The following is a 12,569-nucleotide window of genomic DNA, read 5'->3' as shown; positions in this document are numbered from 1 at the left end:
ACCCAGAGGAGAACCCCATGCCGTCCCTGGTGGAGCGCGAAGACCAGCCCTACGTCGGCTACCGCGCGACCGTCGGCCTCGACGGGCTGCGCGAGGTCGCGCACCGCATCGCCACGATCGTCGGCGCCCTCGCCGAACGCGAGGTCGCGCCGGCGGGCGCGCCGTTCTTCCGCTACCTCGTGATCGGCCCGGACATGGCGAGCCTGACGGTGGAAGCCGGTGTGCCCGTCGCCGCGCCGGTCGAGCTGGGCGAGGAGTACCGCAACGACGTCGTGCCCGGCGGGAAGTACGTGCTCGCTACCCACTACGGCGCACCCGACGGACTCGTCGCCGCCACCGCCGAACTGCTCGAGTGGGGCGCGGCCGAAGGCGTGCGCTGGGACCGCACCCAGGCCGCCGACGGCGAGCACTGGACCGGGCGCCTCGAGGTCTACCGCACCGACCCGCGGGTGGAACCCGACGCCACGAAGTGGGAGACCGACCTGTACTTCCGCGTCGCCGACTGACGAGCGCGCCGCGGGACCGGCTTGAGCATCGCGTCAGCCGGTCCCGCGCGCCAGCCACCCGCCGAGCAAGCACGCGAATCCGGCCGTCGAAGCGAACGCGCGCAGCAGGTTCCACCGCACCCAGCTCGTCTCGAACCGCGCCCGCAGTTCGGCCAGCGGCGCCGTGCCGCGGTCCAGCGCGTTGTTCATCGGGATGTTCTTCACCGCCGTGATCACGATCATCGCCAGCAGCAGCGCGAACCCGGCGATCAGCCACGGCAGCGCCCCGCGCCCGCCGGATGCCAGATCCAGCACCGCCGCGGCCGCCGCCAGCAGGGGCGCGCCGAGGAACGTGAGCAGGAACCAGCCGTTGACGATCGCGATGTTGATCTCGCGCATCGCCGTGACGAACGTGTGGTCGTCCGCGCGCGCCAGGCCCGGCATCACCGACACCGCGTAGGAGTAGAACAACCCCGCGATCAACCCCGCCGCGACGATCGCGACCACCAGCACCACCCCGGACACCGTGGACATGCCGTGCTCCCTTCCCCAGCCGGCGCGGCTCACCGCGTCCAGACGCCCGTCGCCGCCGTCGAGCGCGCGTAATCGCCGAAATCGCGCGCCGGGCGCCCCAGCACCTGCTCCACGTCGCCGGTCACGTGCGAGTTGCGCCCGTCCAGCACCCGCGCGAACAGCTCGACCAGCACCCACGCCTCGTCCTCGGGCACCCGGCCGTCGGTCGAGAGCCGCACGAACTCGTCCGGCGAAACCGGACGATAGCGGACATCCCGCCCGATCGCGGCGGAGATTTCCCCGGCCACGTCGCCGAAGGTCAGCAGCCGCGGGCTGGTCAGCTCCAGCGTGCGGCCGTCGAGCGCACCCGTGGTCAGCGCCTCGGCCGCGATGTCGGCGACGTCGTCGGCGTCCACGAACGGCTCCGTGGTCTGCCCGGCCGGCAACGCGATCTCGCCCGCCAGCACCGGCTCGAGGAAGAAGTGCTCGCTGAAGTTCTGGAAGAACCAGCTCGCCCGCAGCACCGTCCACGCCGCGCCCGACTCGCGCACCACCTGCTCGCTGACCGCCGCGTCCTCCTCGCCCCGCCCGGACAGCAGCACGATCCGCTCCACCCCGGCCGCCACCGCCTCCGCGCAGAACGCCCGGATCACCGGCGCCGCCCACGGCACCACGAGGTCGGGATAGAACGTCACGTACACCGAGCCGACGCCGTCGAGCACCGGCGCCCACGTCGTGTCGTCCGCCCAGTCGAACCGCGGCTCGCTGCCCCGCGAGACCGCCCGCACCTCGGCACCGCGCGCAGCCAGCCGCTGCGACACCCGGCGCCCCGTCTTGCCCGTACCACCCAGAACCAGAGTTGTTTTCGTCATGAGAGCCAGTGAAGCGCCGATGAATGAGACTCTTCATGGTTCATCGGCTCGATCCCATGTTCCATCGTCTACACTGCTCGCATGGATCCGCTCGCCGCGCTCCTCGACGGGCCCCGCGCGCACGGGGCCTTCCTGCTCCGCTCGGTCCTGACGCCGCCGTGGTCACTGCGCATCGAGGACGAGGCCCCGCTGACGGTCGTGGCCGTGGTGACCGGCGAGGCCTGGCTCGTGCCCGATCACGACGACGCCACACACCTCGGCGCCGGGGACATCGCGGTCGTCCTCGGCCCCGAGCCGTACGTGTTCGCCGACGACCCGGCCACCCCACCGCAGGCGGTGATCCTGCCCGGCCAGGAATGCCGCACCCCCGACGGCGAGCACCTCGTCGACCTCGTCGACGTCGGCGTCCGCACCTGGGGCACACCGGGCGGCGGCACCACCGTGCTGCTCACCGGCACCTACCCCCGCGTCGGCGAAGTGTCGCGCCGCCTGCTCGCCGCCCTGCCGCAGACCCTGCTCGTGCGCGCGGCCGACTGGGACAACGCGCTCGTGCCGCTGCTCGCGACCGAGATCGGCAGAGACGTCCCCGGTCAGGAAGCCGTGCTCGACCGGCTGCTGGACCTGCTGCTCATCGCCGCCCTGCGCACCTGGTTCGCCCGCCCCGGTTCGCCCGCGCCGGCCTGGTACCGCGCCCACGACGACCCGGTCGCCGGCCGTGCGCTGCGGCTGCTGCAGGACCGGCCCGCACACCCCTGGACCGTCGCCGAGCTCGCCGCCGGCACCGGTGTCTCCCGCGCCGCCCTGGCCCGGCGCTTCACCGCGACCGTCGGTGAACCCCCGATGGCCTACCTGGCCGCGTGGCGCCTCGCCCTCGCCGCCGACCTGCTGCGCCAGCAACCCGACACCACGATCGGCGCCATCGCCCGCCAAGTCGGCTACGGCAGTGCGTTCGCGCTGAGCGCCGCGTTCAAACGCGAATACGGCCGCAGTCCCCAGCAGTACCGCACGCGCGTGCCGGCCTGACCGCGCCGCCGGAGATCGTCACCGGAGGTTCGAGGTCGCCGACGTCGCGAAGTGGGCGACCGTCCCGGCAATCGCGTCGAGGTAGTGGCTCAGCACCACCTGGTTGACGTTGTCGAGGCGATCACAGCTTCGGTGATAACACGGGTCGTACCGCTCGTCGGCCAACCCGCCCCACGCCTGGGCCTGCGGCTCCGACTTCCGCTTGCGGTCACCGTTCTCCGCGCCACCCGACGGGATCCCGGCCTCGACGAACGCCGATTCGTCGTCGCCGACGAACTCGATGATCTGCGGTTCCACCCCGGTCTGCTTCAGCTGGCCGGCGAGGACGCCGGCGACGGTGGCCGAACCGGGCGGACCCGACGCGGACCGGTCGTCACCCACCCCGCCCTGCGCGAAGTACCCGCCGTTCGGCGAAGCGATCATGTCCACGTTGAGGTAGAGCAGGATCTTGCCGAGCTCCTCGGTGGAAAGCCCGCGCACGTAAGCCTTCGAGCCCTGGGAACCGTCCTCTTCGGACCCGAAGAACGCGAACCGCACCGCGTTGCGCAACGCCGCCGAAGGACCGAGCCGCTTCGCGATCTCCAGCAGCGCCGCCACACCCGAACCGTTGTCGACGATGCCCGGCCCCTCCTTCACCGAATCCAGATGAGCCCCGACCACCACCACGTGGTCGGGGCTGCCGGTGCGAGTCTGGGCGACGACGTTGCGCATCGTGCCCCGCTGCCGCGACCCCTCGTAAGTGGGTGTGTCCACCTGGTAACCGGCAGCCCGCAGGACACCGGCCACGTAGTCGACGCTCGCGTCGTATCCCGGGCCCGGGGACGCCCGATTGCCGCCGTTCTCGTCGGCGATCCGCTGCAACGCCTGCAGGTGGACGACCGCGCCGGCGTCACTCACCGCACTCTTCAACTGCTGGGCCACCGGACCGTCGGTGGCCGGAACGCTGACGGGCTCCTCCGCCGGAGCCGAACAACCCGCCACAACCACGCCCGCGATCAGCGCGAGCAGGAGTCTTCTGCGAGACGGGACCCGTTTCGACGACCGCATCACCAGGGTGCTCCTCCCCGAGCCCGAGCCCGTGTCACGAGATGACCGGACGGGCCCGCGCCCGCACCGGCCACCATCGTCGCCGCTCGCCCGGGCCGCGGCACCGCACGGCAAAGGTGAAACCGGCTCCGGTCCACCCCGGACGATCTCAGGCCGTGGCGACCCGCTCCGCACCCACGATGTGGTCCACGAACCCGTAGGCCAGCGCCTCCTGCGCGTCGAACCACCGGTCGCGGTCGGCGTCGGCGGTGATCCGCTCCACCGACTGCCCCGTCTGGGCCGCCGTCAGCTCCGCGATCCGCCGCTTCATCTTGCCGAACACCTCGGCCTGGATCGCGATGTCCGTCGCCGCCCCCGAGATCCCCGCCGACGGCTGGTGCATCACGATCCGCGTGTTCGGCAGCAGGTGCCGCTTGCCCGGCGTGCCCGACGAGAGCAGGAACTGCCCCATCGACGCCACGAACCCCAGCCCCCAGGTCGCCACGTCCGGCTTCACCAGCTGCATCGTGTCGTAGATCGCCATCCCCGCCGTGACCGAACCCCCGGGCGAGTTCAGGTAGAAAGTGATGTCCTTCTCCGAGTCGTCCGCGGCCAGCAGCAACAGCTGCGCCGTGATCCGGTTCGCCACCTCGTCGGTCACCTCCGTGCCCAGGAACACGATCCGGTCGCGCAGCAACTGCTCGTACACCGACTCGTTCGGCTGCTGCCCCGCCGCGTGCATTTCGGGAACCACCGTCAGCGTCATCGTCTTCTCCTCACTCGGTGCGAGATCCCTGTCCGCCCCGAACGTAGGAGCGCGGGCACGGCCGTGGGGGCGCCGTTCGCTCACGGCGTGGCCGGTTCGCTCCCGGCGATCACCCGGGCCGAAGCCGCTCAGCGCAGGACGGCCGCCAGCAGATCGGTCCCCAGCGCCGTCAGATCGGGCAGGTTGAGGGTGTAGCGGACGTACCGGCCGTGCCGGCGGGTCGTGAGCAGGCCCGCACGGCGCAGGACGGCGAGGTGGCGGGAGACCTCCGGGGGCGAGAGCTCCCAGGCGTGGGCGAGTTCGCCAGTGGTGTGCGGGCCGCGGGCCAGGGTGCGCAGCAGCCGCAGCCGCACCGGATGCGCGAGTGCTTCCAGCCGGAGCGTGACCGTTTCCAGCGAGACCGGCGCCGACGGGCTCGCCGCGGCGACGGGGTACTGCACCACCGGCCGCCAGCCGGGCGCGTGGATCGCCACCAGGTGCGGGCGGCCGAAGACACTGGGCAGGAACGTGACCCCGGTGTCGCGGGCGGCGGTCGCGTTGTCCTGCAGCTTGTCCACGATGATGCAGCTGCCGTCCGGAGCCAGGGTGACGGCGCCGGAGACCGACGCGAGCGCCGCCCCGGCACCCTGGCGCTTCAGCAGATCGTTCTTCAGCCGCAGATCGGCGGCGAGCTGCGCGGCGACGCCCCGCCAGGCGGCGTCGAAGAACGCTTCGGCGCACTGTTCGAGGGTGTGGCGCACCCGGGCCCGCACGGCTGCGGGGTCCGCGAGCAGCCGTTCCGCGAAAGCCTCTTGGAGCGCGCCACGGGCCTGAGCGAGGTCCAGGGCCCGCTCGCGCGCCGTCGCGTCGGCGAGCGGTGACGGCCCGGAGAAGTGGACCCGGTTGCTGCCGCACGTGGTGATGAGAGCGGCCGTCACGTAGGTTTCGTCGTCGATCCGGTCCACGTCGTCCAGCTCCTCGGCGAGGGTCGGCCGGGGCCGCGCGGGGACCAGGAAGTCGGCTCGTGAGGAACGCCAGAGGAACTCCGCCTCCCTGAGCCGCTCGGCCAGCTCCGGCCGCAGCCCCGCCCACACCTCGCCCGCCCAGCCGGCGAGCTGCGGGTGATGCCCGGGCTCGGCCAGCACGTGCAGCATCGCGGTCAGCTCGGCCAGCGGCGACGCCGCGAACCGGAGACCCCCGGACGGCAGGCCGCCGATGTCGATCCTCAACGTCATCCCCTCATCTTCGCCGGTCCGACGGCCGGAGACCGCGTCGATTGACGGGGTCCGTCAACCGACGCGGTGATCCCGGCGGCCGGCCGCACCGTGGACGCCATGGCAACCACCACCAAGATCCGGCCGGGCGCCCTCGTCCGTGCCTCCGGCGGCCCCCGCTACGCCGTCGCCCTGGCCGTGGACGCGCTCGGCACCGGCCTGCTGCGGCCCTTCCTGTTGCTCTACGGGGTGACGGTGCTCAGGCTCTCCCCGCCGGTCACCGGCATCGCCATGACCGTCGGCGCCGTCGCGGGCTTGGTGTGCATGCCCGCCGTCGGCCGGTGGCTGGACCGGGGCGCGCGCAGCACGGCCGTGGCGGCGTCGATGCTGGTGCGGGTGCTGGGCGTGGCACTGCTGCTCGCCGCCCCCGCGGGGCACGTCTGGCTGTTCGCGACGGCGGCGCTGTTCCTCGGCATCGGCAACCAGGCCTGGCCGGCCGCCCACGCCGCCCTCGTGGCCACGGTCTCCCACAGCCGGGAACGGGACGCGGCACTCGCGGGAGGCCGCGCACTGCGCAACGCCGGCCTCGGCGCGGGCGCCCTCCTCGCCACCGCATGCCTGACCGGCGGCACCACCGCACTTCAGGCGCTGGCAGCCGTCACCGGACTCGCCTACCTCGCCGCGGCGGCCTTGGCGTGGTCGGTGCACATCCGCGCACATCCGGCCGCTGCTCCGGCCGGCGACGGGGCCGATCGGCCGGCACCTCGGATGCGCACGGTGCTGGCCGCCAACGTGGTCTACGTCTTCTGCCTCAACGTCCCCGAAGTCGCGCTTCCCCTGGTCCTGGTGACGCAGCTGCACGCGTCCCCGGTGTGGCCGGCAGCCATCTTCGTCGCCAACACGGTGCTGGTGGTCACCCTGCAGGTTCCCGTCACCGTCCTGCTGTCCCGCTTCTCCCGGCGCACCGTGCTGGCTCTCGCCGGTGTGGTGATCGCCGGGTCCTACCTCGGCTTTCTGGCGGCCACGTCGCTGGGCGTTGGCTGGGGAGCCCCGGCCGTCGCGGCGGTGTCCGTGGTCTGCACCCTCGGCGAGATCATCTACGCCGGCAGCGCGACCGCGCTCGTCACTGCCCTGGCCCCGGTACCGGTCCTGGGCCGCGCCCTCGCCCGCTTCCAGCTGTCCACGGGCTTCGGCCTCGCCGTCTCCCCGGCGGTCATCACCGCGCTCGCCGCCCACGGCCCGGCCGCCCTCTGGGGCAGCCTCACCGCGGCGACGCTCGTCTCCGCCGCCGCCATCGAGAAGGACCAAGCACCGGCGAGGCGCTCTGCTCGCCGGCACGGGTCAGGGCCGAGCGGCGGTGCCGGTGCGGGCCGCTGATTACGCTTCCACCATGGACACTCCGGCGGACGACCGCGTCCCCATCTTGTTGCGCAGCCGGCCCAGCTGGCTCGTCGCCCAGCTCGCCACGCAGGTCACGCGGCTGGTGGGCGAGGCGTTCGACGCCGCCGGGTTCCGCCGCTACCACTACGCACTGCTCGCCGCGCTCGACGAGTTCGGCCCCGCGAGCCAGGCCGCGCTCGGACGGCGCTGCCGCATCGACCGCAGCTACGTCGTCGAGGCCGTCAGCGAGCTGGAGGCCGGCGGCCTCGTGCTGCGCGCGCCCGACCCGGCCGACCGGCGCCGCAACGTCGTCACCCTCACCGGCGCGGGCCGCACCCACCTCGCCGCAATGACCCGGACCCTCGACGACGTGCAGGCCGAGCTCACCGCACCCCTGCTCGCGGCCGAGCGCGTGCAGTTCGTCGACCAGCTCGGGCGGGTGCTCGACCACCTGCGCGAGCCCCGCGTCACCGGTAAGGGTTCCGAAATCCCGTGATCTCGATCATGGCGGTGAACGGGGCTAGCGTGGCGTACGTGTGAGCCGCAGGCCGTACCGGCTCTCTCCGTCCGTTCGCATGCGAAGGATCCGCCCCTATGACGAACCACCCCTTCCGCTTCGGGGTCTCCCTGCTCAACGTCGGTTCCCGCACGGACTGGCGCGCCCGCGCCCGCGAAGTGCAGGACCGCGGCTACGACGTGCTCCAGGTCCCCGACCACCTCGGCATGGCCTCGCCGTTCCCCGCGCTGGTCGCGGCAGCCGACGTCACGAGCATCCGGCTGGGCACCTACGTGCTCAACGCCGGCGTCCTCAGCCCCGCCTACCTCGCCCGCGACGTCGCCGACGTGCAGCGCCTCACCGACGGCCGGCTGGAGCTCGGCCTCGGCACCGGCTACATGCCCAACGAGTTCGAGGCCGCCGGCGTGCCGATGGGATCCGGCGGCGAGCGCATCCGCAAGCTGGAGTCCACGCTCAAGGCCACGCGCGAACTGCTCGCCGCCGAAACGGGTGCGCCCGTGCCGCCGATCATGCTGTCCGGCTCGGGCGACCGCATGGTGGCGCTCGGTGGCCGTGAAGCCGACATCTTCAGCTTCTCGATCATGGCCGGCGTCACTCCGGGCACCGCCCCGGAAGACGCCTTCGCCCACCGCGTGCAGGTGCTGCGCGACGCCGCGGGCGACCGCTTCGGCGACATCGAGCTGAACCTGTTCGTCGCGGCCGTCGGAGACAGCGTCGAGGAGCTCGACCTCGGCATCATCCGCCAGGCCAGCGGCCTGCCCGACGACCAGCTCACCCAGCTGCCCGGCGTGCTCGTCGGCTCGCCGCGCGAGATCGCCGAGCGGCTGGAGCGCTACCGCGAAACCTTCGGCACCACCTACATCAGCGTGCTCGAACCGCACCTCGCCGCGTTCGCCGAGGTCATCAAGCACCTCAGCTGACCGACGTCGCGGGCGCCCAGGGTCCGCATCCGCTCCACCACCCTGGGCGCCGCGCGGCGAATTTTCTGTGACCCGAGAGCACGAGAAATCGGGCCGGGTATCCCGTTGTGCGAATCGGCATTTTATGACCTGTTCGAGCGGCCCCTAGGGTCGAAATATGGAGTGGAGTTTTCAGCCAGCCGAAAAGCTGGCGGCCGCATTGCATGCCGGTGAAGTGACCTCGGCGGAACTGACCGACGAGGCGATCGCCCGGATCGAGCGCGACGACAAGGTGATCAACGCGATCTGCGTGCCGGACTTCGACCGTGCGCGAGCCGCCGCGCGCGATGCCGACCAGGCGCGCGCTCGCGGCGAGGACCGGCCGCTGCTCGGCATCCCGGTGACAGTCAAGGAGTCCTACGACATCGCCGGGCTGCCGACGACCTGGGGCATGCCGCAGCACCGGGGTTACGTGCCGGCCGAGGACGCGGTCCAGGTGGCGCGGCTCAAGGCCGCGGGCGCGGTCGTGCTGGGCAAGACCAATGTGCCCTTGGGGCTGCAAGACATCCAGACCTTCAACGAGATCTACGGCACCACCCACAATCCGTGGAATCACGACCGCACGGCAGGCGGATCCTCCGGCGGATCAGCGGCGGCCCTCGCGTCCGGATTCTGCGCGCTGTCCATCGGCTCCGACCTCGCCGGTTCACTGCGCACCCCCGCGCATTTCTGCGGCATTTACGCGCCAAACCCACACTCGGACTGGCCGCGACCCGTGGCATGGTCGCGCCGCCGGCACCGGCTTTGCCGGTCGACCTCGACCTCGCCGTCGTCGGCCCGATGGCACGCACCGCCCGTGACCTCACACTCCTGCTCGACGTCATGGCCGGACCGGACCCGCTCACGCACGGCAAGGCGCACCACGTGACACTGCCGCCCCCGCGCCACGAACGGCTCGGCGACTTCCGCGTCCTGGTCCTCGACGAGCACCCGCTCATCCCGACCGGGTCCGCGGTGCGGGCGGGCGTGAACCGGGTGGCCGACGCACTTTCCGACGCCGGCGCCCGCGTCGAACGGCAAACTCCGCTGCTGCCCGACCTGGCCGAAGCCGCGACGCTGTACATGCAGCTGCTGGTTTCGGGCTCCGTCGCACGGTTTCCGATCGACGCCTACGAGCAGCTGCAGACCCGCGCTGCCGGACTGAACGCGGACGACCGGAGCCTCGACGCGACGCGGTTGCGCGCCATGGTGTTGAGCCACCGCGACTGGCTCGAGGTGAACAACCGCCGCGAGCTCCACCGCCACGGCTGGCGGCAGCTCTTCGCCGAGTTCGACGCCGTGGTCTGCCCGATCACGCCGACTCCGGCGTTCGGTCACGACCACCACCCCAACCCGCTCGAACGCCGGATCGACATCGACGGCGCCGCGTACCCGTACTTCGACCAGCTCGTCTGGGCCGGCCTGGCCACCATGCCCGGCCTGCCCGCCACCGCGATACCAGCGGGCCAGTCCCCCGAGGGGCTGCCGGTGGGGGTCCAGCTCATCGGCCCGATGTTCGAGGACCGCACCCCGCTGCGGCTGGCCGAACTGCTCGAACAGAAGATCGGCGGCTTCCAGGCCCCGAGGCGGGACGTACTACCCACCCTCGGTGGCCTGCTTACCGCTTAAGCGGCAAAATCGCGGGCGTGACCCCCGAGCTCGGCCCGACGACCCGCGTCATGCACGCGATGGAACAGCTGTGGGCGGAAATCCGCAGCCGGCACCCCGACGTGCCCGACGCCATCCTCGTCCTGGCGTCCGGCACGATGGGCACCACCACCGAGATCCACGGCCACTTCGCCCGCTCCCGCTGGCACGTCGGCCCCGGCGAGGACCCTCGCGCCGAGTTCTTCCTCGGTGCCGAAGGCCTGCGCCGCCCCGCCGCGGAAATCCTGGCCACCACGTTGCACGAAGCCGCGCACGGCCTGGCCGCGACCCGGGACATCGTCGACGTCAGCGACGGCCGGTACCACAACAAGCGGTTCGCGGCGCTCGCCCACGAGCTGGGCGTGCGGGCCGAGCAGGCGGACCGGATCGGGTGGTCGGCCACCACCGCCCTGCCCGCGACGATCGACGCTTACGCGGGTTCCCTGCGCGTTCTCGAACGGGCGTTGACGGTGTGGCGGCACACCGAACAGGAGGTCGCGGTCCGCGCGCGGGCTCCGGAACCGCTGCCCACGGATCCCGACCAGCCCGACGTCGTCGTGCCGGCACCGGTTCCGGTCGTGATCGCGCCGGTGGACGGCCGCGGCGCTCACCGCGGCGGGCCGAACTACGTGGCGGCGGTGTGCGGGTGCGACAAGCCGCGCCGCATCCGGGCCGCCCGGTCGGTTCTCGAGCTGGGGCCGATCACCTGCAGTCTCTGCAACTCGCCCTTCACGGAATTCGCGAACTGACCAAGGCCCTCAGCGGTAGCAGTACGAGTCCGACGAGGCGTCCCCGCCCTCCAGCCGGACCTGGTGCGGCCGCAGGCCACGGAAGTCTTCGCCGTGCAGGAAGCACTTCCCGTCGACGCGCAGGCCGCCGCGGACGGGATCGGTCTCGAGCTTCGCCATCCAGGCCCCGACACCGTCCGGGTAGAACTGGTCGTCCCAGGCGCCGTAGAGGGAGTTGGTGACGTAGATCCGGCGACCGTCGCGGCTCACCTCGACCATCTGGGGACCACCCGAGAGCTGCAGCGACGGCGCGGACGGGTGCGGCACCCGCCCGGTGATGCCCCCGAGACGCACCGAGCCGGTCTCCTTCGGGTGGGCCGGGTCGCTGACGTCGAACTGCTTGAGCTCACCGATGCCCCAGCACGACACGTACAGGAACCGGTCGTCCACGCTGAGGCCGATGTCGGTGATCAGCGGCGGCACGGCCCCGAACGGCCGCAGCGCCGGCGGCAGATCCGCGGCGTCGGCGGGCTCGGCGGGCACGGTGATCACCTTGTCCACCGCCCAGGTGTCGCCGTCGAGGTGCCAGCGCCACACCGAAGCCGACAGGTCCTCGGTGGACACCACCACACCGACGAACCCCCACGTGGCGTCCGGGTCGTGCGACGGACGCACCTCGAGCACCATCTGGTGCTGCTCACCGAGATCGACGCTCTGCAGGTGCCGGCCCTCGGCCAGGTCCCAGAAGTGCAGCGAATGCCCGTACTTGTGGCCCAGCAGCAACTCCGGGTCGATGCCGTCCTCGATCATCGCGGGGGTGCCCCACTCGCTGCTGATCAGGACGTTCCGGTTGAGGTGCCACCACGCGTCGTAGGCCAGGTACTGCGGGCCCCGCTCGGTCTCCCACGCGCGCACCACGTCGAACGTGTCGTGGTCGAGCAGCGCGATGCCGCCCGGACCGGCCGAGCCTTCGCCGGCGCCGAGGCACGACAGGTACACCCCATCCGGCCCGCAGTGGGAGGTGTGGGGACGGGAGTACCCGGCCTTCTCGGCCAGCTCCGCCGCGGTCACCGTCTTGTGCAGGACCGGCTGCCGCGGGTCGGGCTGGGTGTCGAAGACGTGGACGTTCGAGGAACGCAGCCCGGGCAGCAGCAGGAACCGGCGGCGCAGGCCGTCGGTGTCGTGGCCGGTGTGAGCGAACGCGCTGCTGCACGCGTTCCACCCGAAGTGGTGCAGCTCGTCGCCGCTGCCCGGCAGCTCCGACCAGCCGACCACGCTGCCGTAGGTACCCGAGTCGGGATCCACGTCGACCGTCGCCAGGGCGTCCGGTTTGGCGGCCGTCCGGTCGAACGCCACGACATAGGCGAGCGTCTCCGGCGGGGCCGCGATCGCGTCGCCGGGGCTGCGGTAGAAGGTCGGATCGGTCTGTGCCTGTGCTGACTGTCCCGTCGTCACGTTCTGCCTCCCGTGTCCGATTCCCC

Annotated in this window: 12 protein-coding genes and 1 pseudogene; 7 read left to right on the top strand and 6 right to left on the bottom strand. The window is 72.2% G+C overall.

The features are described from left to right. Window positions 1-17 precede the first annotated feature (17 nt). A complete protein-coding gene (locus ACQPXB_RS25200) occupies window positions 18-506 on the top strand; it encodes a GyrI-like domain-containing protein (protein WP_432844651.1) in 489 nt (162 codons plus the stop codon). Window positions 507-539: 33 nt separating this feature from the next. Here the strand turns inward: ACQPXB_RS25200 and ACQPXB_RS25195 are convergent, their stop codons facing one another. Both ACQPXB_RS25195 and ACQPXB_RS25190 read right to left on the bottom strand, forming a co-directional pair. Continuing rightward, the gene (locus ACQPXB_RS25195) at window positions 540-1,019 is read right to left on the bottom strand and encodes a DUF1772 domain-containing protein (protein ID WP_366576061.1); all 480 of its coding nucleotides are present in this window, start codon (window positions 1,017-1,019) and stop codon (window positions 540-542) included. Between the two features lie 29 nt (window positions 1,020-1,048). Continuing rightward, entirely contained in the window at window positions 1,049-1,870 is an 822-nt protein-coding gene (locus tag ACQPXB_RS25190; RefSeq protein ID WP_432844650.1) for an NAD(P)H-binding protein, read from the bottom strand. Between the two features lie 81 nt (window positions 1,871-1,951). Here ACQPXB_RS25190 and ACQPXB_RS25185 point away from each other — a divergent pair, with 81 nt between their 5' ends. Continuing rightward, window positions 1,952-2,893, top strand: coding sequence for an AraC family transcriptional regulator (locus ACQPXB_RS25185; protein WP_432844649.1), 942 nt, complete (start codon window positions 1,952-1,954; stop codon window positions 2,891-2,893). Between the two features lie 18 nt (window positions 2,894-2,911). On the opposite strand, the gene ACQPXB_RS25180 is transcribed toward ACQPXB_RS25185, so the two are convergent. The 3 genes from ACQPXB_RS25180 to ACQPXB_RS25170 form a co-directional block, all read right to left on the bottom strand. After that, entirely contained in the window at window positions 2,912-3,790 is an 879-nt protein-coding gene (locus tag ACQPXB_RS25180) for a M20/M25/M40 family metallo-hydrolase (protein ID WP_366576056.1), read from the bottom strand. A gap of 298 nt (window positions 3,791-4,088) precedes the next feature. Beyond that, complete coding sequence (locus ACQPXB_RS25175) at window positions 4,089-4,685, bottom strand: ClpP family protease (protein WP_432844648.1); 597 nt, start codon at window positions 4,683-4,685, stop codon at window positions 4,089-4,091. A 128-nt stretch (window positions 4,686-4,813) separates the two neighbouring features. After that, the gene (locus tag ACQPXB_RS25170; RefSeq protein ID WP_432844647.1) at window positions 4,814-5,899 is read right to left on the bottom strand and encodes a DUF5937 family protein; all 1,086 of its coding nucleotides are present in this window, start codon (window positions 5,897-5,899) and stop codon (window positions 4,814-4,816) included. A 99-nt stretch (window positions 5,900-5,998) separates the two neighbouring features. Between ACQPXB_RS25170 and ACQPXB_RS25165 the strand changes: the two genes are divergently transcribed. The 5 genes and pseudogenes from ACQPXB_RS25165 to ACQPXB_RS25145 all read left to right on the top strand — a co-directional run bounded on the left by ACQPXB_RS25165 (window position 5,999) and on the right by ACQPXB_RS25145 (window position 11,109). After that, a complete protein-coding gene (locus ACQPXB_RS25165; RefSeq protein ID WP_432844646.1) occupies window positions 5,999-7,255 on the top strand; it encodes an MFS transporter in 1,257 nt (418 codons plus the stop codon). 13 nt (window positions 7,256-7,268) lie between these two features. Next, window positions 7,269-7,754, top strand: coding sequence for a MarR family winged helix-turn-helix transcriptional regulator (locus tag ACQPXB_RS25160; RefSeq protein ID WP_386945529.1), 486 nt, complete (start codon window positions 7,269-7,271; stop codon window positions 7,752-7,754). Window positions 7,755-7,852: 98 nt separating this feature from the next. Further along, complete coding sequence (locus tag ACQPXB_RS25155) at window positions 7,853-8,695, top strand: TIGR03621 family F420-dependent LLM class oxidoreductase (protein WP_432844645.1); 843 nt, start codon at window positions 7,853-7,855, stop codon at window positions 8,693-8,695. Between the two features lie 157 nt (window positions 8,696-8,852). After that, a pseudogene (locus ACQPXB_RS25150) lies at window positions 8,853-10,342 on the top strand (amidase). A gap of 17 nt (window positions 10,343-10,359) precedes the next feature. Continuing rightward, on the top strand, window positions 10,360-11,109 hold the full coding sequence (locus ACQPXB_RS25145; protein ID WP_432844644.1) for a hypothetical protein: 750 nt from the start codon (window positions 10,360-10,362) through the stop codon (window positions 11,107-11,109). A 9-nt stretch (window positions 11,110-11,118) separates the two neighbouring features. Here the strand turns inward: ACQPXB_RS25145 and ACQPXB_RS25140 are convergent, their stop codons facing one another. After that, window positions 11,119-12,543, bottom strand: a complete 1,425-nt coding sequence (locus ACQPXB_RS25140; RefSeq protein WP_386945535.1) for a selenium-binding protein SBP56-related protein — start codon at window positions 12,541-12,543, stop codon at window positions 11,119-11,121. Between the last annotated feature and the right edge of the window lie 26 nt (window positions 12,544-12,569).

Origin of the sequence: Amycolatopsis sp. CA-161197, from assembly GCF_050942255.1 — a bacterium.
GTDB lineage: Bacteria > Actinomycetota > Actinomycetes > Mycobacteriales > Pseudonocardiaceae > Amycolatopsis.
This window is presented reverse-complemented; position numbering and strand designations above follow the sequence as displayed.